The sequence below is a fragment of the Chryseobacterium cheonjiense genome (assembly GCF_012927265.1).
Classification (GTDB): domain Bacteria; phylum Bacteroidota; class Bacteroidia; order Flavobacteriales; family Weeksellaceae; genus Chryseobacterium; species Chryseobacterium cheonjiense.
The window spans coordinates 383,208-406,044 of sequence record NZ_JABBGF010000001.1 but is presented as its reverse complement, the minus strand read 5'-3'; the positions used below and the strand labels follow the sequence as shown (position 1 = coordinate 406,044).

Annotated in this window: 26 protein-coding genes; 16 read left to right on the top strand and 10 right to left on the bottom strand. The window is 36.4% G+C overall.

Going from position 1 to position 22,837, the window contains the following annotated elements; translation table 11 throughout:
• The first annotated feature begins 28 nt into the window (after window positions 1-28).
• Window positions 29-1,855 (top strand): TonB-dependent receptor plug domain-containing protein, encoded by a 1,827-nt coding sequence (locus HHL20_RS01940; RefSeq protein ID WP_169229509.1) that lies wholly within the window; start codon window positions 29-31, stop codon window positions 1,853-1,855.
• Between the two features lie 13 nt (window positions 1,856-1,868).
• Window positions 1,869-2,909, top strand: coding sequence for an LVIVD repeat-containing protein (locus tag HHL20_RS01935; protein ID WP_169229508.1), 1,041 nt, complete (start codon window positions 1,869-1,871; stop codon window positions 2,907-2,909).
• A gap of 378 nt (window positions 2,910-3,287) precedes the next feature.
• Here the strand turns inward: HHL20_RS01935 and HHL20_RS01930 are convergent, their stop codons facing one another.
• From HHL20_RS01930 to gldB, 9 genes are all read right to left on the bottom strand, one after another.
• On the bottom strand, window positions 3,288-4,709 hold the full coding sequence (locus tag HHL20_RS01930) for a CCA tRNA nucleotidyltransferase (protein WP_169229507.1): 1,422 nt from the start codon (window positions 4,707-4,709) through the stop codon (window positions 3,288-3,290).
• 153 nt (window positions 4,710-4,862) lie between these two features.
• Complete coding sequence (locus tag HHL20_RS01925) at window positions 4,863-5,411, bottom strand: L-threonylcarbamoyladenylate synthase (RefSeq protein WP_169229506.1); 549 nt, start codon at window positions 5,409-5,411, stop codon at window positions 4,863-4,865.
• A 65-nt stretch (window positions 5,412-5,476) separates the two neighbouring features.
• Entirely contained in the window at window positions 5,477-5,902 is a 426-nt protein-coding gene (tnpA, locus tag HHL20_RS01920) for an IS200/IS605 family transposase (RefSeq protein ID WP_169229505.1), read from the bottom strand.
• 81 nt (window positions 5,903-5,983) lie between these two features.
• Window positions 5,984-6,358: a hypothetical protein gene (locus tag HHL20_RS01915; protein WP_169229504.1), complete on the bottom strand. Its 375-nt coding sequence runs from the start codon at window positions 6,356-6,358 to the stop codon at window positions 5,984-5,986.
• 83 nt (window positions 6,359-6,441) lie between these two features.
• Window positions 6,442-6,945, bottom strand: coding sequence for a DinB family protein (locus tag HHL20_RS01910; protein ID WP_169229503.1), 504 nt, complete (start codon window positions 6,943-6,945; stop codon window positions 6,442-6,444).
• Between the two features lie 46 nt (window positions 6,946-6,991).
• Window positions 6,992-7,432, bottom strand: a complete 441-nt coding sequence (locus HHL20_RS01905) for a GNAT family N-acetyltransferase (RefSeq protein WP_169229502.1) — start codon at window positions 7,430-7,432, stop codon at window positions 6,992-6,994.
• A 96-nt stretch (window positions 7,433-7,528) separates the two neighbouring features.
• On the bottom strand, window positions 7,529-8,668 hold the full coding sequence (locus HHL20_RS01900; RefSeq protein WP_169229501.1) for a cystathionine gamma-synthase: 1,140 nt from the start codon (window positions 8,666-8,668) through the stop codon (window positions 7,529-7,531).
• Between the two features lie 124 nt (window positions 8,669-8,792).
• A complete protein-coding gene (gldC, locus tag HHL20_RS01895; RefSeq protein WP_169229500.1) occupies window positions 8,793-9,119 on the bottom strand; it encodes a gliding motility protein GldC in 327 nt (108 codons plus the stop codon).
• Window positions 9,120-9,185: 66 nt separating this feature from the next.
• A complete protein-coding gene (gldB, locus tag HHL20_RS01890) occupies window positions 9,186-10,166 on the bottom strand; it encodes a gliding motility lipoprotein GldB (RefSeq protein WP_185194788.1) in 981 nt (326 codons plus the stop codon).
• A 53-nt stretch (window positions 10,167-10,219) separates the two neighbouring features.
• Between gldB and HHL20_RS01885 the strand changes: the two genes are divergently transcribed.
• The 8 genes from HHL20_RS01885 to HHL20_RS01850 all read left to right on the top strand — a co-directional run bounded on the left by HHL20_RS01885 (window position 10,220) and on the right by HHL20_RS01850 (window position 14,704).
• Window positions 10,220-10,855 carry a leucine-rich repeat domain-containing protein gene (locus HHL20_RS01885; RefSeq protein WP_228463073.1) on the top strand — a complete coding sequence of 212 codons (636 nt, stop codon included), beginning with the start codon at window positions 10,220-10,222 and terminating at the stop codon, window positions 10,853-10,855.
• A gap of 2 nt (window positions 10,856-10,857) precedes the next feature.
• Window positions 10,858-11,382, top strand: a complete 525-nt coding sequence (locus tag HHL20_RS01880) for a GNAT family N-acetyltransferase (protein WP_169229498.1) — start codon at window positions 10,858-10,860, stop codon at window positions 11,380-11,382.
• A 61-nt stretch (window positions 11,383-11,443) separates the two neighbouring features.
• Window positions 11,444-12,235: an NAD(+) synthase gene (gene nadE / locus HHL20_RS01875; RefSeq protein WP_169229497.1), complete on the top strand. Its 792-nt coding sequence runs from the start codon at window positions 11,444-11,446 to the stop codon at window positions 12,233-12,235.
• Window positions 12,236-12,397: 162 nt separating this feature from the next.
• A complete protein-coding gene (locus HHL20_RS01870; protein ID WP_169229496.1) occupies window positions 12,398-12,901 on the top strand; it encodes a ribonuclease domain-containing protein in 504 nt (167 codons plus the stop codon).
• Window positions 12,902-12,917: 16 nt separating this feature from the next.
• Window positions 12,918-13,286, top strand: coding sequence for a hypothetical protein (locus HHL20_RS01865; protein ID WP_169229495.1), 369 nt, complete (start codon window positions 12,918-12,920; stop codon window positions 13,284-13,286).
• Between the two features lie 81 nt (window positions 13,287-13,367).
• On the top strand, window positions 13,368-13,538 hold the full coding sequence (locus tag HHL20_RS19720) for a matrixin family metalloprotease (protein WP_169231095.1): 171 nt from the start codon (window positions 13,368-13,370) through the stop codon (window positions 13,536-13,538).
• Between the two features lie 2 nt (window positions 13,539-13,540).
• Window positions 13,541-13,849 (top strand): barstar family protein, encoded by a 309-nt coding sequence (locus HHL20_RS01855; protein ID WP_169229494.1) that lies wholly within the window; start codon window positions 13,541-13,543, stop codon window positions 13,847-13,849.
• A gap of 258 nt (window positions 13,850-14,107) precedes the next feature.
• A complete protein-coding gene (locus HHL20_RS01850; protein ID WP_169229493.1) occupies window positions 14,108-14,704 on the top strand; it encodes a Crp/Fnr family transcriptional regulator in 597 nt (198 codons plus the stop codon).
• A 226-nt stretch (window positions 14,705-14,930) separates the two neighbouring features.
• On the opposite strand, the gene pafA is transcribed toward HHL20_RS01850, so the two are convergent.
• Window positions 14,931-16,577: an alkaline phosphatase PafA gene (pafA, locus tag HHL20_RS01845; protein WP_169229492.1), complete on the bottom strand. Its 1,647-nt coding sequence runs from the start codon at window positions 16,575-16,577 to the stop codon at window positions 14,931-14,933.
• A 228-nt stretch (window positions 16,578-16,805) separates the two neighbouring features.
• Here pafA and HHL20_RS01840 point away from each other — a divergent pair, with 228 nt between their 5' ends.
• The 6 genes from HHL20_RS01840 (at window position 16,806) to HHL20_RS01815 (ending at window position 22,737) form a co-directional block, all read left to right on the top strand.
• On the top strand, window positions 16,806-17,147 hold the full coding sequence (locus HHL20_RS01840) for a hypothetical protein (RefSeq protein WP_169229491.1): 342 nt from the start codon (window positions 16,806-16,808) through the stop codon (window positions 17,145-17,147).
• A gap of 27 nt (window positions 17,148-17,174) precedes the next feature.
• Entirely contained in the window at window positions 17,175-17,714 is a 540-nt protein-coding gene (locus HHL20_RS01835; RefSeq protein WP_169229490.1) for a GNAT family N-acetyltransferase, read from the top strand.
• A gap of 75 nt (window positions 17,715-17,789) precedes the next feature.
• Window positions 17,790-19,502 (top strand): S41 family peptidase, encoded by a 1,713-nt coding sequence (locus HHL20_RS01830; protein ID WP_169229489.1) that lies wholly within the window; start codon window positions 17,790-17,792, stop codon window positions 19,500-19,502.
• A 254-nt stretch (window positions 19,503-19,756) separates the two neighbouring features.
• Complete coding sequence (locus HHL20_RS01825; protein ID WP_169229488.1) at window positions 19,757-20,728, top strand: SDR family oxidoreductase; 972 nt, start codon at window positions 19,757-19,759, stop codon at window positions 20,726-20,728.
• A gap of 25 nt (window positions 20,729-20,753) precedes the next feature.
• Window positions 20,754-21,548, top strand: coding sequence for a helix-turn-helix domain-containing protein (locus HHL20_RS01820; protein ID WP_169229487.1), 795 nt, complete (start codon window positions 20,754-20,756; stop codon window positions 21,546-21,548).
• Between the two features lie 130 nt (window positions 21,549-21,678).
• The gene (locus tag HHL20_RS01815; protein ID WP_169229486.1) at window positions 21,679-22,737 is read left to right on the top strand and encodes a tetratricopeptide repeat protein; all 1,059 of its coding nucleotides are present in this window, start codon (window positions 21,679-21,681) and stop codon (window positions 22,735-22,737) included.
• Window positions 22,738-22,837 lie beyond the last annotated feature (100 nt).

Sequence of the window (22,837 nt, the reverse complement as noted above, 5' to 3'; positions counted from 1 at the left end):
TTGCTTTCGGAGGAAAAGTAACAATAGAATGGATATAAAAAAATCTTTAGTACTGATTTTTTCGGCTTACGGCTACTTTCTTTCTGCCCAGGAGAAAGCCATTGACACGGTTTACATCTTTGACAACCAGATGAATAAGGTAAAGCTTTTTCACAACGTCAATACCATCCGTCCGAAAGATTTCGAAAAAAACGCCACCAATCTTTCCGAGCTTTTGCGTTTCCAATCCCAGCTTTATATTAAAGAAAATGGCCGCGGTGCTGTATCATCTCCTTCTTTCAGGGGAACAAGCGCGGGACACACTGCTTTTGTATGGAACGGCATCAATATTAACTCCACTTTTCTGGGACAGGGTGATGTAAATAATATTCCGCTTTTCGGGTATGATGAACTTGAAGTGAAAGCCGGCGGCGGAAGTGTACAGTATGGAAGTTCTGCCATCGGAGGGAGTATTCATCTTAATAATAATCTGGAGTTTAACAAGGGTGCTCATGCTTTTCTTTATTCGGAAGCAGCATCGTTCGGGACCTTTAATAATTTTCTGAGAACGTCTTTCAGCAATGATAAATTCAGCGTGAAGGTTTCGGGAAATTATGTCATCAGCCAAAATGATTATGAAGTTCCCGAGAAGGAATATATTAACAGAAACGGCAGATTTTACAATTCGTCGATCAATATCGGTGCTTCGTATAAAATTGCACCGCACCAGACGGTTTCGTGGCAAAACCAACTATTTGACGGTTCGCAGCACTACCCCATTTTTACGGAAAACGGCAATAAAACTAAATACAACGCTCAGACACTGCGCAGCCTTATTTCATGGGATATTACCAGAAATGATTTTTCCAATAGTCTGAAAGCAGCTTACACAGAAGATAATTTCCAGTATTTTGGAGATATTGAAAAGCCGAAAGAAAGTGGCGCGCAGGGAAAAAATTATATTTTCAGAAATGATTTTAATTATTTCATTACTCCGAAGCTCAATATCAATGCCATTGGCGAATTTCAGGTAAATAAAGGTATTGGCTATCAGTCCGGCATTGGCGATATCAGCAGGAATGTAGGAGCTGGAGCGGGACTTGTACGATATTTTGTGACTTCTGATCTGCGCTTTGAAGCAGGTATCAAAAAAGATTTTGTGGAAAACCTGTCCTCCCCTGTCTTATATTCCTTTTCAGGAAAATGGCAACCGGTAAAATGGTATCAGGCGGGTGCAAGTCTTTCAAGAAACTTTAAGTTTCCGACATTTAACGATTTATACTGGCGGCAGGGAGGAAATCCTGATCTGGTTCCGGAGACTTCCATGAATATTGATATGGATCATGAGTTTACATTTGGGGATTTCAGACTGACGGTGAGTCCGTATTATATGGATATTAAAAACTATATCAACTGGCTTCCGACGGCTGCAGGATTCTGGGCTGCTTTCAACACTTACAGCGTTGAAATTTATGGGGTTGATTCACAGGTCACTTATCGTAAAAACCTAGGGAATCATCATCTCACGTTTAACGGCGGATACACGTATTCCAGATCTACCAACAAGCTTACTGGAATGCAGATGATGTATGTACCGCTGCATAAAGCTACCGGAAATATCGATTACCGCTACCGTTTCCTGAGTGTGTATGTTCAAGGGCTTTTCAACGGACTTACATATACTACGACTGACGAAAAGAAAGCTGATGCCATTGATCCGTATTTTGTAATGAATACCGGAATTTCCGCAAATTTTTCAGATCATTATACTTTAGGATTTAAGGTAAATAATCTCACCGACACTGTTTACCAGACCGTTTCTTATTATCCTTTACCTAAAAGAAATTACAGCATCTACATCAATATTAATTTTTAACATTTAACATATTATGAAAATAACTAAACTTCTGACCCTGGCTTTTGCTTTTGCATTGCTTTTCAATATTTCTTGTAGCAGTGATGAGAATATAAGCGAGGAAATGTATTACGGAAACGGATTTTTACTAAGCAACGAGGGAAATTTCGGAAAACCAAATGCAGATGTAACGTATATTACCTCTGACCTGACCCTGAAGCAGGATAATATTTTTTCTGCCAACAATGGTGATTCTAACCTTGGTGATGTTTTACAGATGATCAGCTTTAATGGAGATCATGCTTATCTGTTGCTGAATAACTCTAATAAAATTCAGATTGTCAACAGATTCAACTTTAAGAGAACGGGAGAAATTACTGCTCAGCTGAATTCGCCCCGTTTCATGGCTTTTGCCAACAATAATATCTACGTAACCAATGACAAATACGGAGGTGACAAATATGTAAGCATTTATAAAGCTTCCGACCTATCTTTTGTTAAGAAAATCAACTTCACAGACGCTGTTGAAAGAGTTGTGGAAGCAGGAAATAATATTTTCGTACAAAATGCTTCTTTCGGTTTCGGAAATAAAATCACTTATATTACAACATCTAATAACGAAATACAGTCTACGATCACGATACCGAACGGAAATATCAATAAGATGATCTCCAGCAACGGAACGGTATATGCGATCGCCGCAGGAACTGCAGATTCTTATATTTACCAGATTTCCAATACCGGAAACATCACTAAAACGTTTACTTTAACAGGAATTACCGATGCTACGAATCTTGAAATTGAAAAGGGTAAATTTTACTTTACTTCAGGGCTAAAAGTATATGCGATGGATTTAACAGCTTCTACCGTGCCTACTGCTCCATTGTTTACGGTAAGCAACAGCGTTGATCCTTATTCTAATCTGTACGGATTCAGCGTTGTAAACGACAGAATTTTTGTTTCTGACGCCAACGGATTTACTCAGGACAGTAAAATCAGCGTTTATTCTACGAGCGGTTCTCTAATGAAAACGTTTACTGCGGGTAAAGGTACCAACGGAGCATACTGGAACTAACAACTTTGTATTGATATACCAATACAATTTATTTTTTCATCATTTGTGTTTTTTTCCGGGCGGTTTCTTCGAAACCGCCCGGATTTTTATTTTAAGATAAAATTTTAACCAAATTACCTCAAGCAATCCTATCAGCCACCAGACCGGAAATCTGAAATACGTATACAACAATGTAAAATTATCAACAAACGGCTGGCCTTTTATCGCTCTCTGAACTTCGAAATAAATAGAAAAAACAGGAATAATAAAGCCGAAAAGAAAAAACGCAATCAAATAAAATATCCAATTGCGTTTCTTTATAATTTCATATTTCCAAACTACAATGTTGAAAATTACAATGATTATCAGTATGATATAATCAAATGGTCCAAAAAACATTTAAACAAGTGTTAAGCCCAGTTTTTCTCCTTCTGCAATGACGAATTGCTTTGCTTTTTCGCTGTCATTTTCAATCTCGCCTTCAAGGATAGCTTCTTTTACTTTTTCTTTTAAAATTCCTATTTCACGGCCGGGTTTCAGGTTAAACAGAGCCATAATTTCTTCTCCGGAAATTGGCGGCTGAAAATTCCTTACCTGATCTTTTTCTTCCACTTCTTTAATTTTTACCGCTACATATTCAAAGTTCTTTTTGAATTTTTCCTGCTTTTTAGAATTTTTCGTTGTGATATCGGCTTTGCAAAGGGTAAAAAGATCTTCCATATCTTCCCCGGAATCAAACAAGAGCCTTCTTAACGCAGAATCTGAAGCATCATCCGTAATCAGTGCGATAGGGCGGGAAGAAAGCTTTACCATTTTCTGAACATATTTCATATCCGGACCTAAAGGAAGTTTCAGTCTCTGAAATAAAGCTTTCACCATTTTAGAACCTAAAAACTCGTGCCCATGGAATGTCCAGCCCGTTCCTTCCACAAACTTTTTGGTCGGTGCTTTTCCGATATCGTGAAGCAATGCCGCCCAACGAAGCCATAGATTGTCGGTATTTTGTGAAATATTGTCTACCACTTCCAGGGTATGGTAAAAATTATCTTTGTGAGTCTGCCCTTCTATTTCTTCTATTCCTTTCAGGTCGATCAGTTCGGGGATAATCAGTTTCATCAAACCGGTTTCTTCCATCAGTCTGAGCCCGACTGAAGGTTTTTGGGAAAGCATGATTTTGTTAAATTCTACCATGATTCTTTCCATTGAAACGATTTTAATACGCTCTGCTTCCTGCTTAATGGCTTCCAGTGATTTTTCTTCGATTCTGAATTGCAAAGTAGAAGCAAAACGAATGGCTCTCATCATTCGTAACGGATCATCAGAATATGTCTGCGCAGGTTCCAACGGTGTTCGCAGAATTCCGTTTTCCAGATCTTCCATTCCGTTAAACGGATCGATTAATTCACCAAAATTATCTTTATTCAAAGAAATTGCCATTGCATTGATGGTAAAATCCCTTCGCTTCTGATCGTCTTCGATGGTACCGCCTTCCACTTCCGGCTTCCGGCTGTCTTCTGTATAACTTTCTTTTCTGGCACCTACAAATTCAAGTTCAAGGTCTTTGTACCTGATCATTGCCGTACCATACGTTTTAAAGACGGAAACTTTCATCTTCGGATCAATTTCCTTTCCGACATTTTGGGCCAGTTCAATTCCGCTCTGTTCAGTTACAAAATCAATATCGGTAGAAGCTTTTCTTTTCATCAGCAAATCACGGACATAACCGCCAACGATGTACACCGACTGTTCCTTTCCTGCTGCGACTTCAGAAATTATTTTAAAAAGTTTAAGGTTTTTATTTTGATTAAGGTTAATGAACATTTTTATAGATGTTAGATGATATTGATCAATAATAGATTAAAGCTCAACTATTATTTAATTTAAAACCACTAAGAAATCAGATTTTAGTGTAAAACTAAGTTTCCGACTTCTTAATGGCTGAATGATTTTGCAAAGATAATTAAATCTTTTTTCTTATTCGCGAAGTACTTTTATTCTGTTGTCGCTCCAGATTTTGATAACTGAAGAGCCTGAATACTGAGACACTTTTTCCCTGTCTTCTTCCACTGCATAATCTACCAGATCAATCATCTCCTGTGAAATGTCCGAAAACTTTAAAGGGCTTTTTTCACCACTGAAATTAGCAGAGGTGGAAACCAATGGCTTATTGAGTTTGGTGATGAGCTTCTTACAAAAATCATTTTTAACGAGACGAATCCCGATGCTGCCGTCTTCTGCCAACAGTTCTTTTGGCAGACCTCTTGGATTTTCATAGACGATCGTAACCGGTTTTTCGCTCAAATCGATGATTTCCCAAGCCATTTCCGGTACATCAACGAGATCCTGCAGCCTCTTTTCAGATTCTACCAGGATAATCATGGATTTGTTCTTTTCCCGTTTTTTAATGTCAAAAATTTTATTGACTGCTTCTATATTAGTGGCGTCACAACCGATTCCCCAGATGGTATCTGTAGGGTATAATATGGTACCGCCTGATTTTAGTATTTGTATGATCTTTTCCATAATGAATAGGGGCGGGCTTTAGCCCGTCTTCCAAAGATAAAAATTCAATTGGCTTCAGCCAAAGCTTATTTAAAATTAAATTTGTCTAAAAACTCCTGACATTCTTCAGCAAATGTTTTCTTTTGATGATGCTTTTCCTGATGTATAATATAATTCCGTACCGTATCAACCATAGATTCCGAAACGGAAACTGCAAAATACTCTTCCTGCCAGGCAAATTTAGTTTTTGTAAGTTGGTTTTTATTGATCCAAAAAGAAGATTCTCCTTTCAGGAGCTGGATAACTTTTCCGATATTCTGATCTGAACCTAAAGAAATTAAACAGTGACAATGATCAGAATAACCGTTGACAACATCTACAAAAATTCTTTTTTCTGAAGCATTTTCTTTAATATGCTTCCATACTTTTAGTCTTAATGCTGTAGTATTTAAATAAGGAATCCTGTTTTTTGTTGAGAAAACGACGTGGATATAAACTTTAATAAAAGGCATTTGTGTTGTTTTGCCAAAAATAAAAATTTATTTTAAGTTTAGGCTAAAGCCATTCGGAATTGTATTGAAAAGGCAAACGGGCTAAAGCCCGTTGCTATTGATGCTTTTAGGTCTGTTATTTTTAATTTTGAAATAGACTGAGGAAATAGTTAAAAATAAGATTGAAGCTAACCATAGAAAATAACCCATTTCGAAGCTATAAATCTCAGCTTCTCTACCACTTTCTGATACTAGTACTGTATTCCAGAATATAAAAGATCCCGAAATACATAATGCAATTATTCCTGTAATAATGGAAATAAAAAAATTATTAAAAAAGGCGAAAGTCAGTGACAGGATAAACCAGATGTTTGCAGACCATATAAAAAATTCTAAAATCCCGCCACCTAAAAAACTAATACTACCTACTAGTAAAAGTTCTAAAGAATGATAATCTCTAATTTCTTTAGGTTCCATCACTTTAAATGCAGTAAAGAAAAGAGAAGATATAAAAATGATCAGGCTTATGAGAATGGATGCATCTTTTGGTGAAAACTTTCTCATAATCCCGGCCAATACCTTTCTTTAATAATATTCAGGTGATGCAAATTGTGTCCGACAATTAACTTTCCGATGGTTTCTGCGGAAATTTGGTTTCCATTTGCCGTACCAACATTTTTCAATGCCGATAAATGAGCGGTCTCCAGTAAAATCTGGGAAGATTTTCTGATCAGCTGATATTCTTCCAACAGTGAGCTTATGGTTCTTTCATTGGCAAAAGACTGGCTCGCATATAGTTCTTCATCGAAACCCGGCAACTCATTTTGATCACCTCTTAAGAATGCTAAAGTTCGATATTGAAATACCCTTTCGGTATCTGATAAATGCAAAAGTAGTTCTTTCAATGTCCATTTTCCTTCTGCATAAGCAAACGAAGATTGTTCTTCCGAAAGCTGAGCGTAAAGTTCAGCCGTTTCTTCTCCGGTTTTTTTCAATTCTTCCAACCAGTTTTCGGAAGGAATTAAGTCTAAATATCGTTGTATGTATTTTTGAAAATTAGTCATTGTTTATAATTTATCAATGCAGCAATTTATTTCATTGTTACATAATTCATTCATTCGTCCACTCATAAAAATTCACTTCATCGTAGATTTTAAATCCACAGGATGGGTATAATTGATTTCCGATATCGTTGGATTTCCCGGTTTCAAGAAGAATTCCGCATGCATCAGAAGATTTCGCCATTTTCTTCGCTTCTTCAATTAATTGCTTAGAATAACCGTTTCCACGATGATTTTCGTTCACATATAAATCATTCAGCAGCCAGTACCGTTTCATTCTCGTAGATGAAAACAAAGGATACAGCTGTACAAAACCCAACATTTCTCCTTCATGTTCGGCAACAAAAATTTCTGAATCTTTATTTTCGATTCTTTCCGTTATGAATTTTTCGGCCGCAGGAATATCAGATTCTTTATGGTAAAATACTCTGTATTGATCGAACAATTCAGATAATTGCCTTACATCCTGAATGGTTGCTTTTCTTGTCATTTTTTTAATTTAAAACTTTGCCCTCCTGAAGAAATTCAGTGCAAACACTGGATTAAATCTTTCAGGAAGACAAAGTCTGTGGTTACAAAATTTAATTTACGAAAAAGCTCTTTCCAGATCTGCGATAAGATCTTCCGCATCTTCGATTCCGACACTTAAACGTACCAGATCATCGGTTATTCCCAGTTCTGCACGTTTTTCTGCAGGGATGGAAGCATGGGTCATCAAAGCAGGATGATTGGCCAGAGATTCTACTCCACCCAATGATTCAGCTAATGTGAACACTCTTACTTTTTCTAAAAATTTAATCGCATCTTCTTTTTTTCCTGATTTAAACGTAAAAGAAACCATTCCTCCAAAATCTTTCATTTGAGATTTGGCAAGCTCATATTGCGGGTGCGATTCCAGGCCCGGATAAATCACTTTATCTACAGCGGGATGAGATTCAAGATATTTGGCAACAGCCATTCCGTTTTCCGAGTGTCTCTGAACTCTTAATGCCAATGTTTTGATTCCCCTTAATACAAGATAAGAATCGTGAGGTCCTAAAATACCACCGCTCGCAAACTGGATAAAGTGAAGTTTTTCACCTAATTCAGCATCTTTCGCTACCAAAGCACCTGCAATAACGTCAGAATGTCCTCCCAGATATTTGGTTGCAGAGTGCATTACAATATCAGCACCCATGTCAATCGGTCTTTGAAGGTAAGGTGTTGCGAAAGTGTTGTCAACCGCTACTAAAATATCTTTGCCTTTTGCGAGTTCAACCACCGCTTTGATGTCGACCAGCTTCATCAAAGGATTTGTTGGTGTTTCCACCCAGATTAGCTTCGTTTTATCAGTAATGACATCGGCAATTTTTGAAGCATCATCAAAATTCACGAAGGTAAATTTCAGCTGATATTTTTCGAAAAGCCTGGTAAACATCCTGTAGGTTCCACCGTATAAGTCGTCTACTGCAATAACCTCATCTCCCGGGTTTAATAATTTTAAAACACAATCGATAGCCGCTAAACCTGACCCGAAAGCAAGGCCTCTTGCCCCGTTTTCAATGCTTGCCAGAGAATCTTCCAAAGCCTGTCTTGTAGGGTTCGCCGCTCTTGAATATTCGTATCCCGAATGTACGCCTGGACTTTTCTGAGCAAAAGTGGACGTTAAAAATACAGGAACGTTTACAGATCCCGTTGCCGATTCGTGGTGTTGCCCACCGTGTATTACTTTTGTATTGAAATTCATAATAATTTTGCTTTTAGCTTATTGCTTTTGGCATTTAGCATTAAACCAAATACCAAAAATTTATAATTATCTTATAATGCATTTAGTAAAGTCAATTGCCGATTGCCAAATGCTAATAGCTTTCTTACATTTTTATCGCCGATTTTACAGCAAACTCTTCTGCTATTTCCTCCATCCATTGTGCAACGTCTTCCTCACCTGTTGCTCTCTGATAGGTATTTCCAAGAGAAACTAAAATCTGATGGATAAACATTTTCATCTGGTCTACCGGCATTTCTTTGGTCCAGAGATCGATTCTTAATGCTTCCATTGTTTTATCATCCCACACTGAAATCATGGTTGCTTTTGTTGCTTCTTTTTCAATTCCTCCATCCTGAGCATTCCATGTGATATTTTCAGGGATATGGTTTTCATCCAGCTCAACATCTATGGTAATCTGAGTTTTTCTCATAACGTTCTGTTTTCTAAAATTTATATTGATGCGCCGAACATCTGCCGGCTTCGTTTATGTTGTTTTTTATAATTTCGGTTTGTATCCGGACTGATTAAAAATAACCGTAGCATCGGTGTTCAGAAAATCCTGAAGCTTAACATCCTGTTTTTGTTTCAGATATTCTTTACATATTTTCCACCCCGTAAAAATTCCGATCTGTGGTGAAGATTCATTATCGATTTCCGTATAAAATTTCGAGAAGGGTCCTGGAGCGATAAAACGGTCTTCCAGTCGGTGATCGTCCCCGAAAATAAGATTGTTCTCTACAAAATAGTTCCAGATATTGGCCTCATTGGCTGACGCCCATTCATATTGCTTTTGGGTATAGTTCATTTTGAGATAATCCGGATAGGTTGGCAGAAAGGCATCTTTCAGGATCATGATTTTCCCGTTGAGGATGATCATATCGATAAATTTCTGATGGTCGGGAGATTCTTTTACAAAACCTTCGGCAAAAATCTGCGCCACTTTCGGAACGATATTGTTGGGGTTCATTGATTTCTGGAAATACATTTCAAGCCCTTTATAATTAGGATTTCCTTCTCCCATAAAACCTGTAACATCAATGAACAGAAGATTTCCTTTCGGATCATAAAAAATAGGATCCTGAACCATCTGTAAGGCTGATGAAAAGAGAAAAACCTTAGGACTTTTAAATGCCGGGAAATAATATTTTATATGAGAAAAAAGATCCTGAAGATCTGCCTGAAGCTTTTTCTCATCTATTTTGGCAATCGCTTCTTTATAAATTTTTATTTCTTCCTTATCTGCTCTGCGCTTAACAAAATCAGCATCACTTACCGTTCCCTGGAACCACGGAAATTCCGACTGAAACTGTGCCAAAGGAAAATTCTGATCATAAAACTTTTTGGAAATATCAGTGATTTCTACTTTTTCCGCAGGATTTTTCACTTCAATTTTCCATTTATTTTCAGCCTCTTTTTTACAGGAATCCAATCCTAAAACGAATACTAATGAAAGTGCAATAATTCTGAAAATCTTCATATTTTTACATGAAATTAAGTCTACAAAAATAGTGATTTAAACATAATATGATGATGAAAAATAAAATAATATCCTCTGTGGTTTTCTTTTGGGGACTCCTGTATCTTAATGCCCAACAACTTGTATTCAAAGACAAAAATTTTGAGAAAGCCGTTATTGAAAATTTTGACCTCAACAAAGACGGGAACATCATTCAATCTGAAGCCGACCGTATTGAAAACCTTTTCCTGGTCGGGAAAGGCATCAGAGCAACAGATGATCTGCGTTATTTTAAAAATGTGAAAATAATTGTTCTGGACGACAACAATATCCCGGTAGTTTCCGTGAAAAATACAGATCGCCTCCAACTCTTTTCTTGTACCAACTGTAAAATTTCAACCTTTACTGCCGAAAACCTCAAAAACCTCACTTCCCTATACCTCGATAATAACAATATTGAAAATATTTCGCTGAAATCTACTCCTGCAATTAATCAATTAACCGTATCTTTAAATAAAATTAAAGCCATTGATATCAGCGGACTTAAGAATCTTAAACACTTAAACCTGGAACATAATCAGATCCGGAAACTGGACATTTCTCAAAATCAAAATTTAGAAACTTTAAATGTAAAACAAAATCCCATCCGGGAAACCGATATTAAAAAAGGAGCTAAAGACGTGACCATTTTTGGATTTCAACAACAATAAACATGCACCTCGAAACCGAAAGATTAATCCTCAGAAAATTTGAAAAAACTGATGCGGAACGTATGTTTCTTATGGATTCTCATCCTGAAGTAATGAAATATATCGGAGTTCCTCCACTTTCCGACATTCTCGAGACTGAAAATAATATCAAAATGATCCGGCAGCAATATGCAGAATATGGCATCGGAAGACTTGCCGTGATTGAAAAGGAAAGCGGACTTCTGATCGGATGGAGCGGACTGAAATTGCTCACCCAAAAAGTAAACGGCTATAAAAATGTTTATGACCTCGGTTATCGTTTCCTGCCTGAATACTGGGGAAAAGGCTATGCTTCAGAATCTGCAAAGGCTTCGCTGGATTTTGGCTTTAATGGTTTAAAAATTGATATTATTTACGCTCATGCTCATTCCGAAAACCATGCTTCCAATCATATTTTGGAGAAACTTGGATTCAGGAGAACAAGAGAATTTTCCGAACCCGACGGAATCTGCTTCTGGTACGAGCTGAATCGTAAAGATTATCTTTAATAATGTTTTCAAAACATTTAATTTTGAAAATTCTTAAATAAACAGATTAAAAAATATAACAATGCAGACACAAAAAGTAATAGATCATATTGTCAGCTGGCTGAAAGATTATGCGGAAAAAGCGAATGTAAAAGGATATGTAATCGGTGTCTCCGGAGGTGTGGATTCCGGAGTGGTCTCTACCCTTTGCGCGATGACAGGCCTGGAAGTTTTACTCCTTGAAATGCCGATCCGACAGAAAGAAGACCAGGTAAACCGTGCACAGGATCATATTGAAGATCTCAAAAGAAAATTCCCTAACGTACAGGGAAAAACTATCAATTTAACACCCGTTTTTGAAAGTTTTGAAGGAATCGTTCACGATCATGTAGAAGGGAGATGGAGCAATAATCTTGCTTTAGCTAATACAAGATCCCGTTTCAGAATGCTTACCCTTTATTATTTCGGGCAGCTTCATGGACTTTTAGTCTGCGGTACCGGAAATAAAGTAGAAGATTTCGGAATCGGGTTTTATACAAAATATGGTGACGGAGGCGTAGATCTTTCTCCTCTCGCTGATCTGTATAAAACTGAAGTGTATGAGCTGGCAAAAGCCCTGAATCTTATTGAAAGCATTCAGAATGCTATTCCTACGGACGGACTTTGGGATGCAGACAGAACTGATGAAGACCAAATTGGAGCCACATATCCTGAACTGGAAAAAATCCAGAAAGAATACGGAACAAAAACAGCAGAAGATTATGAAGGCCGCGATAAGGAGGTATTCATGATTTTTGACAGAATGCACAAGGCCGCTAAACATAAAATGGTGCCCATCCCAATCTGTGATATTCCGGAAGAATGGAGAGTATAATTTAATGTAACAATTTGATAATGTAACAATGTAGCAGTTTACCAATGTAATAAAGTGAGTTTTCAAACTCTGAGATATTTAGTTATTTTATTAAATATTATTAGCTCTTTTAATTGTTAGATTGTTACATTCTTAGATTGTTGTATTTTTTAAATTAAAACTATGAACAGTAAAACAAGATCTCTGTTTTTTATCTGTCTCGGGCTTCTTTTCGGCATGTCTGTGATGTACGTGTACCGGAATTTTATTGAAGATAAGCAAGCAGATGCTTCAAAGCCGGTGATTGAGTATAGTAGTGCTAAACCGGCGTCGGTAAATAGGCCACCCGTTCAGCAGCAGTCTATAGATCAACTTACAGAACAAAGTACTGTGATTCGTTTCGTAAAACAAAATCACCAACTTCCCGATTATTATATTACAAAAAATGAAGCCCGAAAAATGGGCTGGAATCCTTCTGAAGGAAACCTCTGCGAAGTATTACCGGGAAAAGCAATTGGCGGAGACCGATTCGGGAACAGGGAAAAAGCATTGCCCGAAGGACAAGCCTATTTCGAGGCAGACGTCAATTATCATTGCGGAAACAGAAATGCCGACCGCATTATTTTTACAGAAAACGGTGATGTTTATCTTACAAAGAACCATTACAGAAGTTTTGAAAAGCAGTAAATTTCAAATAAAAATAATGAACAGCGTTAATGAAATTCTCAGATTTAAGATTGTTTTAATTTATCTGTTGTTTATATATGTTTTATCTTCGTGTTCAGAAAAAAAAGAAGAAGTAATAAATGGTGAAGAAGCGATTACAATCCTGGTTCAGCCTTTTAAAGATATAAATTCCGGAGATGTAGCTGAGGTGGCAAAAGAGATCAGAAAACTTTATCCGAAAGTAAAAGTACTTGAGCCTGTTGATTTACCTACAAAAAGTTATTACAAGCCAAGAAATCGCTACCGGGCAGATTCCATTATTTCTTTTTTAAGCAAAAATACAAGGAAAAGCTTTGTAACGATCGGGCTAACGACGAAAGATATCAGTACCACGAAGGGAATATAAAAGATTTCGGTATTATGGGATTGGGGTTCAGGCCAGGCACGTCCTGCGTTGCTTCAAGTTTCAGACTGAAGCAATGAACAGCTGTTTAAAGTTACAATACATGAACTTGGACATACACAGGGGCTGAAACATTGCCCTGAAAAAAAGTGTTTCATGAGAAGTGCGGAAGGCAAAAACCCCACGGATGAAGAAACTGATTTTTGCGAAAAATGCAAGCAAATTTTAATTAATAAAAACTGGAAATTCAGTTGAATATGAAAACAATATATATTGATTTTACAGACATAGGAGATTATGAGGACTTCTATGCACAGCTAAAAGAAAAGCTGCCGCTCCCGGAACATTTCGGTGATAATCTGGATGCTCTTTCGGACGTGATTACCGGCGGGCTCGAAATGCCGCTGCATATTGAATTTGTCAATATGACCGTAGATCAGCTTGAAATTTTCGAAGATCTTCTTACGGTACTTGAGGATGCAGAAGATGAAATGGATGAGTTTACTTTTACATATTTTCTGGAACAGTATGACGATGAGGAGGATGAGGCAGAGCAGGAAGAATAATTGTCTAAAACATCATTTCGGAAGATATTAGACAGCACAACATAAACAGCAGTATACAGAATTTTAGAAGTTTGTATGCTGCTTTTAATTTTCGCCTTTTCGTATAAACAGCCTGTTATCATACCGTTAATAATCATTGTCATAAATTTTAGAGTTATTCTCTGTATCTCCCTGTATAAGGCATGTATGTGGTATTAATAAATTTTTAATCAACATGTTTATTTGTTAATTTTATCTCAAACAAATAACAGTTAGATTATGATCATATGCGAAAACCTCTTGTTTTCCCATGGCGCTGAACAACAAAATTATAATTCCGGTGATTATATCTTTGAAGAAGAGAGTACTCCGAAGTATTATTTGCAGATAAAAACCGGTACCGTAAAAATAAGCAGCTTCCTGGAAGACGGCAAAGAGTTTATCCACGGGATCCCTTTCGATGGTCATTGCCTAGCCGAGACTTACCTTTTTCAGGACAGGAAATATGCGGTGAGCGCAATTGCCGTTACCGACTGTGAAATTATAAAACTGGAAAAGAATAAACTGATTGAGCTTCTCCTGAAAAAACCACAGCTCATTTTTAATATGTATTCTTATACGGCAGACCGTATGCGGTACAAACACATTACCTCTGCTCCGTTTTCTTTTCAGGATCCTGTGACAAAGCTTCACCTTATCCTGAATCACGTAAAGAATCATTTCGGATTTAACGATAAATTTTCTTTTCATATTCCCTATACCCGGCAACAGCTTGCCTCACTCACGGGAATGCGGATAGAAACCGTCATCCGCGCCATTAAAAAGATGGAAAAACAGAATATGCTGAAAATAGATGGCACTAAAATATTTGTTTGAATTAAAAATCCTTAACAAAAATGCTAAGGATTTTTTATGCTAATTTATTTTTAACCGCAAAAGAGACAAGTTATTGCAAATCTTCGCTAATAAAGCTTTCAAAAGAATAAAGCCAAAGATTTTAAAACTTTGAGATTCTTTTAATCTTACGTAATGATAAGCTTTAAAACTATATTATCCTTTTGTACCTTTTGCGGTAAAAAGCTTAGACAGTTTTTCAAAAAAATTATTTTCCGATGGCCTCTGTAATAGGATTTCCTATATTTCCGCTCGGGAACTGTATTTTCAGCAAAGAAGAAACCGTAGGAGCAATATCTGCCATTGAGTATGGCTTGTTGCTCTCACCATGCTGAATTCCCCATCCCATAAAAATCAAAGGAATATGCGAATCATAGGAATTCCATACACTATGCGTAGTCCCAGTTTTGGAATAAGGCGGCAGCATGGAGTCATGTGAAATCAGCTGGATATCACCGCTTCTCTGTCTGTTGATTCCGTTGATGATTCTTTGTTTAATAGGTTCCGGAATGGTAGATTCCTGTACTTTTACTACCGAAACAGCATACAGATCAGTTGGATCATTCTCGATTTCTTTAACGGTAAAATCTCTTACAGCATCAAGATCAAGATTGTTTTCTTTCAGAAGCTTTCTGTCAAAATAGATCTGATAGTTATCAATGGCATTAATAAGCTTATCAACCCCGAATTTTTCTTTCAGTTTTTCATTCATATTTTTTTCCATTCCATCACCGAAAAAGCCTGTGGTAATTTTGTGTTCCTGTAAAAAGCCTACAGAATGTGCCCCGCCGTGGTCTGCAGAAAGAAAAACCGTGTACTGCCCTTTTCCTACTTTGGAATCCAGATAGCTGAAAAACCGGGCAAGATCCTGGTCCAGTCTTAAGTAAACATCTTCTACTTCAATGGAGTTGGGTCCGAATTTATGTCCTGCGTAATCCGTTGAAGCAAGATTTACCGCCAGCATATCCACTACATCATCGCTTCCCAGTTTTTCTCCTTCTACAGCCGCTTCGGCAAGCTTCAGGGTTAATGTATTCCCAAATGGCGTGTAACGGATATTATCTCTTTTATCTTTATAATCTGCGGCTAAATTACTGTATGGGAAAACAGGTGTTTTTGCGCTTCCCAGTAATCCTTCCCATGCTGAATTGTCCGGCGAACTTTCTGTATACTGGTCAATCGGGAGCAGTGTAGACCATCCGTTGGCAACCAGCTTTTCCGGCATCTTCTGTGCATTGAAAGATTTTACCCATTGCGGAAGATCATTCATATACCAGCTGCTTGTGATAAAATCTCCGGTAGAATCGTCAAACCAGAAGGCGCCGTTCGGGGTATGGCCGGCCGGTAAAATGGAAGCCCTGTCTTTCAGAGAAACACCGATTACTTTTCCCTGAAAGTTGGTAGCTATTCTCAATTCGTCGGTGATGGTGGTAGACCAAAGATTTTTCGGAGAATGGCTCCCTACTTTTGCATTGGTCGTTCCTATCGGTCTTACGGATTCATCTGTTGTACAATATACATTTTTGCCGGTTTCCTTATCGGTCCAGTCATTTCCGGCGATCCCATGAATGGCAGGAACCGATCCCGTATAGATGCAGGTGTGTCCCAAGGCCGTAACCGTAGGCACATAAGGAATATGAACATTATTCAGAGAATAGCCTGTATTTAATAATCTTTTGAAACCATCATTGCCGTATTTATCGTAAAAACGGTACAGGTAATCCCATCTCATCTGATCTACCACTAATCCTACTACCAATTTCGGTCTTTCCAACCGGGAATTTTTAATCTTCTGCGCGTTGATTGCCGTGACAGACAGAATAACTGCTGCTGCAATCGAAATTTTCCTAAGCATTGAGTAACATTTTATTGTGAGCAAATTTACGGGTTTTGATTTTTTGGTATGTGAAATTTTATTTAAATTTCATTCCCGGATTATTTAATATTGTGTATAATATCTATTTTTCCTGATATTGAAATTGTAAATAATTGTTTTAAAAAACTTTAAGGTATACTATTTGTATGGAATTTGTTTCAAATTATTTAAATTTGAAAATATCAAATCCTTATTAATAGACAGAAAATGAAACTTCTCCGCCCTTTCCTTTTATTAGTCTCCATCATTTTATTCGGTTGGCTTTTTATCAGCAATATCAACCTGATCAATGTAGCTACCACGCTTAATGAAGCTGAAATCAGCTCAGAGATCGAAAAAGTGAACGAGTTTACAGAAATCAGCCGTCTGAAAGAATTCGCAATCGAAAAGATCAATTACATGGAAACCATCAGGAATCGGTTTGCTGAAAATGCGATGATCAGGGTCGCTGTTATTTCGGTTCTCATTATTTTACAGATTTTACTATATGCTACCGCCGGTAATATGTTCAGTACCAAAACTTCCAGCTCTTCTTCGCATAAATCATAAATTAGAAACCTATTCCTGAAGATATCAATGGAAATCCGAAAACTTGAAAAACTGTCACTCAATTTTATTCCTGAATGGGAACTGAACGGCTACCATACCGACAAAATATTTGTAGTATCTGCTATTGAAACCGGAAACGTTTTTGAATTCAGCTTAAGAGAAAAAAAACAGCACTACCGTAAAATCTGGCATACCAGTGAGGAAGATTTCGACCGGCTGAATTCCATTATCAATCAGGGGCACTCTTTCGGAGTCTATCATGAAGATCTGCTTGTAGCCTGGGCAATCTGCGACTTCAGACCGAAAAACAACAGTCTGTTTATTGAAAGCTTTATGGTACGTGAAGAATTCAGGGGACAGAATATGGGTAAAATGCTTATAAAATCAATCAACCGGGAAGCAAAAAATCTTAAGTGCAGGCTGGTAGAGTTAGAAACTCAGAACACCAATTTCCATACTATAAAATTCTTTCAGCGTGCAGGGTTTGCAATAACCGGTATTAACACTAAGCTTTATAATGATTCTGTGGAAACGGCTTTGTTCATGAGCTTTGATATATTGATATAGAAACTGTTAGCCGATAATGATAATAAATATTTTTAATCAAAAAATATATGTTATATTTATAAACTACTTATTATCATGAAAAAAATAACATTTTTTATACTATTTTTAATAATTCAGCAATCTATTTTCGCCCAGAAAAATCAATATGCAGATTTCATTAAAACATGGAATTTCATCAAATATTATCATCATGATCTTGCCAGCAGAAAAATAGATGCCGATAGTTTATTCTTGGTAAACATAGAGAACGTAAGCCCGAAACAAAATTTCAACGAAATTATTACCCTACTGACACGAAATTTAGATACCAAAACTTCTTCAAAACCTATTGTTGAAGATCAAAAAGATATACTTTCCGTTAATCAAAATTTTGACTGGTTTCAAAAAAATAAGAAAATCAGTCCTGAAAATAAGAAATTACTGAATGACATCTATAAGAACCGTTTTGATTACGGGCTTTTAGAAGAAGGAAAATCAGTCAATGATGAGAAAAAATATCCGTTTTCAAAAGAAGAAAACCTTCCGCTGAAATACAGGCTGCTGACAATGGCAAAAATACAGGGCACTGTTGATTATCTTTTCCCACACAAATATTTAATGGATAAAAATTTTGACTCTTATTTTAATACTTTATTGGAGGAAGCTGTAAAATCACCGACACGAAAGGATTTTGAGACTGTTCTTGCCAAAGCAGTTTCACAATTTCAGGACAGTCACGCTTTTTCTTTTTACCGTCAGCTGAATTACAAAGACAAGATATTATTCAACGTTTCTTATTATTCACCATTTGATTTTCAGATTGTAGACAATCATCTTTTGGTGACGAATCTTATTTTTCCTGAGATATGTGGTAAGGCCCATATAAAAACAGGAGATAAAATAACGGAAATTAATGGAAAAAGCATCTCTGATATTATTAAGGAAAAAAGTAAACTGATCTCGGTTTCCAATCATCAAAAGCTTACATACGTTCTGTCAACCTACGAATACAATTTAATCTGGCCGGATAATCTTCCAAAAAAAACGTTAACTGTACAATCCGGTTCCAAACGATTTTCCACACAAATTGAATTGATTAATGCTACAGATAAATCATTAGTTTCTGTAATTTCTAAATATGTCAACAATAAATACAATAAAATAAAAAACCGGCGTTTAATTAATAAGGATATTGCCTATTTTAAAACTGATGCAACGATGGATTTCATGGAGAATGTTGATGATGATAAATTAGATGCCAAAATGGACAGTATTTTAGAAGATGCCTCCCGTAATAAGGCTATTGTATTTGATATGCGTGGTTATCCGGATTGGGGTGGCTTTATTTTTCATTATGTTTATAAATACTTCTCGCCTGTCGAAAATTATTTTTATAAATATTATGAACCTAATTTGAAAAATTTAGGAACCTTTAGTCTCAGGGATCCAAAATATAATTTTCCTGAAATTAAAGATAAAACCGTACATTCCTATTCCGGCAAAGTCTTCATACTTGTAAATCCCGATACGCGCAGTGCTAGTGAATGGTATTCTATGAGCCTGCAGAAAATTTTTCCACAATCTATAACAATTGGACAGCAAACTTCAGGTGCAGATGGAGATGTGGTTAAAATCAATCTTCCCGGAGACTACCTTCTGGAATTTACCGGAAATGGAATCTTTTATCCTGATAATACACAAACTCAGCAAATAGGGATCAGAATCAACGAATTGATAAAATACAAGGATCAGGATATTCTAGATAACCGGGATCTTGAGTTTGAAAGAGTATTGAATTATCTTAATTAATTTTACGAATCCGTATAATAAGACTTATGCAACAATTTCTTTGTTAGCCTGAAAGCGCTTTGTCTTTTGGAAACTAATTTTATTGTTCGTGATCGAAGCTTTATTTCATATTTTCCTCCAAAGTTTTTCTGAATATTTTAATACATGAATAATTCATTAAAAAACCCGGACTTTTCAACAAACAAAATTTGAACTTTACAACAAAGTGAAAACTTTAGATAAACCTCAACTTTGTATTGTAAAATTTAAATACAATGGAAAATACAAAAACAACAGTACTGGTAACGGGAGGAACCGGATTTTTGGGAGTTCACACCATTCTGCAACTTTTACAGCAGGGGTATGAAGTGAGAACAACCCTTCGTTCACTTTCGAAAAAGGACAACATCATTAAAGCGCTTGAAGAAGGCGGAATTACAGATTTTTCGAAGCTCACTTTTTTTGAAGCAGATCTCACCCGTGACGATAATTGGGGTGAAGCTGTAAAAGGCTGTGACTATGTGCTTCATGCTGCTTCGCCATTTCCGGCTCAGGATCCGAAAGATGAAAATGAATTAATCATTCCCGCAAGAGATGGTGCTTTGCGCGTACTGAAAGCTGCCCGTGATGCCGGTGTAAAAAGAGTGGTTCTTACGTCTTCTTTTGCAGCAGTCGGCTATAGCATCAATGTAGAAAATCATGTTTTTACAGAAGAGGACTGGACGGATGTAAATGCGGAACTTCCTGCATATATCAAATCGAAAACCCTAGCTGAAAAAGCAGCCTGGGAATTTATTGAAAAAGAAGGAAACGGACTGGAACTTTCAGTAATCAATCCTGTAGGAATATTCGGTCCTGCACTTGGCGGAATTACCTCTGCGTCTTTAGATATTGCCGTTACAGGAATTCTGAACGGAACATTGAACTATACTCCGACTTTCACAATGGGCGTTGTTGATGTAAGAGATGTTGCAGATATTCATCTTAAAGCAATGGTGAATCCAAAAGCTGCCGGTGAACGTATTATTGCCACTTCCGAAGGGGTGATGAGCTTCTATGATGTTGCCGAATTATTTAGAAAAGAAAGACCTCAATACACAGAAAATATTCAAAAACTGGAACCCATCGAAAAGGAATTCTACAAAGAAATGTCCAACGAAAAAGCAAAAACCGTTCTCAACTGGAACCCAAGAAGCCGTGACGAAGCGTTATTGGCCAGCGCGGATAGTTTGATGAAAAAATCATAAATTTGATTAATAATATTATTAAAAATTGAAATTCAACAATATACAATCCTGTCATCTCGGTCCCGAAATATCTCCGGAACAGTTTATTCCGGAGCATTTCTTTTTGTTTTTACTTAAAGGCTCAATGGTTTCGTACGACGGCTACAAACATTATGAAATGAAACCCGGCGATTACTGCATTGCAAGAAAGAATCATCTTGTGCGGTACACCAAATACAAAGACGACGGGAAGTTTGAAAAAGTAATTATCGCTTTTGATGAAAAGTTTTTAAAAAAATTTCTTGAGCGGCATCCTTATCAGGCAGAACCGACAGAGAATACAGATTCTTTTTTATTTATCGAGGAAGATAAACTGATCCATAATTTTGTACATTCTTTAGAGCCTTACTACAATGGGACAGAGCAACTCGACGATGCTTTTGTTGATATTAAAAGGGAAGAATTGCTGATGATCTTACTTAAAAATAATCCTGATCTTAAAAATATCTTCTTCAACTTCAATGTTCCTCATAAAATTGATCTGGAACATTTTATGAATCAGAATTTTAAGTTCAATATCAGTCTGGAACGTTTTGCTTTCATGACCGGCAGAAGTTTATCAACTTTTAAAAGAGAATTTAAAGCAATTTTCAATACGACACCCGGAAAATGGCTGATGAAAAAACGACTGGATGAAGCATACTTTCTTTTAAATAAGCAACATCAAAAACCAACTGACATTTATATAGACCTAGGTTTTGAAGACCTTTCCCACTTTTCTTTTGTATTTAAAAAAGAATTTGGAGTTTCGCCATCGGAAGTAGGAAGACAAAAAGTTTAGGGTCTGATTTTAAATGAAGTAAAAATTTCAATATAGTAAGAGCTGTTTTTCAGCTCTTTTTTGTTTATGAAACTATGAATTTTAAAAAAAATACAGCATCTTTGAAAAATAAAAGCTAACCGTAAAATCCATGAAATATACCTTATTTTTGATCATCTCAATAATTTCATCTCCGGTTTTTAACGCCCAGAAGAAAACTTTTAAATGTGAAAGAGTGTACGATGCTGTTAAATTAATTGACGATTCAAAATTTGATGAAGGAATTGCGATTTTAAAAGAATGCGAGAAAATCGATCCTGCGGATTATACGTATCCTTATGAAATAGCGTACGCCCAACTTAAGAAGAAAGATTATAAAAGTGCGATTTCCCAGCTGGAAAAAATAAAAAATTACAGTTCAATCCAGGCAGATTATTATCAGCTTCTGGGAAATACATACGACTATGATAATAATCCCGAAAAAGCCATTGCTACGTATGAAGAGGGCCTAAAAAAATTTCCCAATTCCGGCGGATTATATCTTGAAAAAGGAGTAATGTATGAATTCGATAAACCTGAAGAAGCCATCATAATTTATGAGAAAGGCATTAAAGCGGATCCCACATATCCCTCGAATTACTACAGAGCCTCCAATTTATATTTAAGATCCAATAATAAATTGCCCGGTCTTCTGTACGGAGAAATTTTTGTAAACCTGGAAAGAACAACAAAAAGAACCCAGGAAATGAGTGAAAAATTATATAATACCTATAAAGATGCAATTGATATAAAAGATGAAAAATCAAATAGTATTTCGATATGCAAAGTAATTTCTGTAGACGTTAATTCAATCAATAGAAATAAAGTGCCTTTGTGTATGATGTTTGAAGCCAGTATGCTGCTTTCGGCTCTCGGTCAGAAAGAATTTAATCTTAATAGTTTCGCTGAAATAAGAAATAAGTTTTTAAAAGAGTATCTTTCACGGATTAAGAAAGATTATCCGAACGTTCTTATGGATTATTTCAAAAAAATGGAAGACAATAAAGTTTTCGATGCTTATAATCATTATGTTTTTCAGATCGGTAATGAAAAAGCGTTTGCAGACTGGAAACAAAAGAATGAAGCGGAATATAAAAGATTTGTTGATTGGTATACGACCGATGGAAATGCGCTAAAGATCAATAAAACGAATCTTTATATCGCAGATTAAATATCAATTTTTATAGCTTGTGGCTACACAAACAGTAATTTATTAAAATAATTGCTGTTCAGGAAAGAAACAGAGTTTTAAAAATCAAGGGAAATTTTAA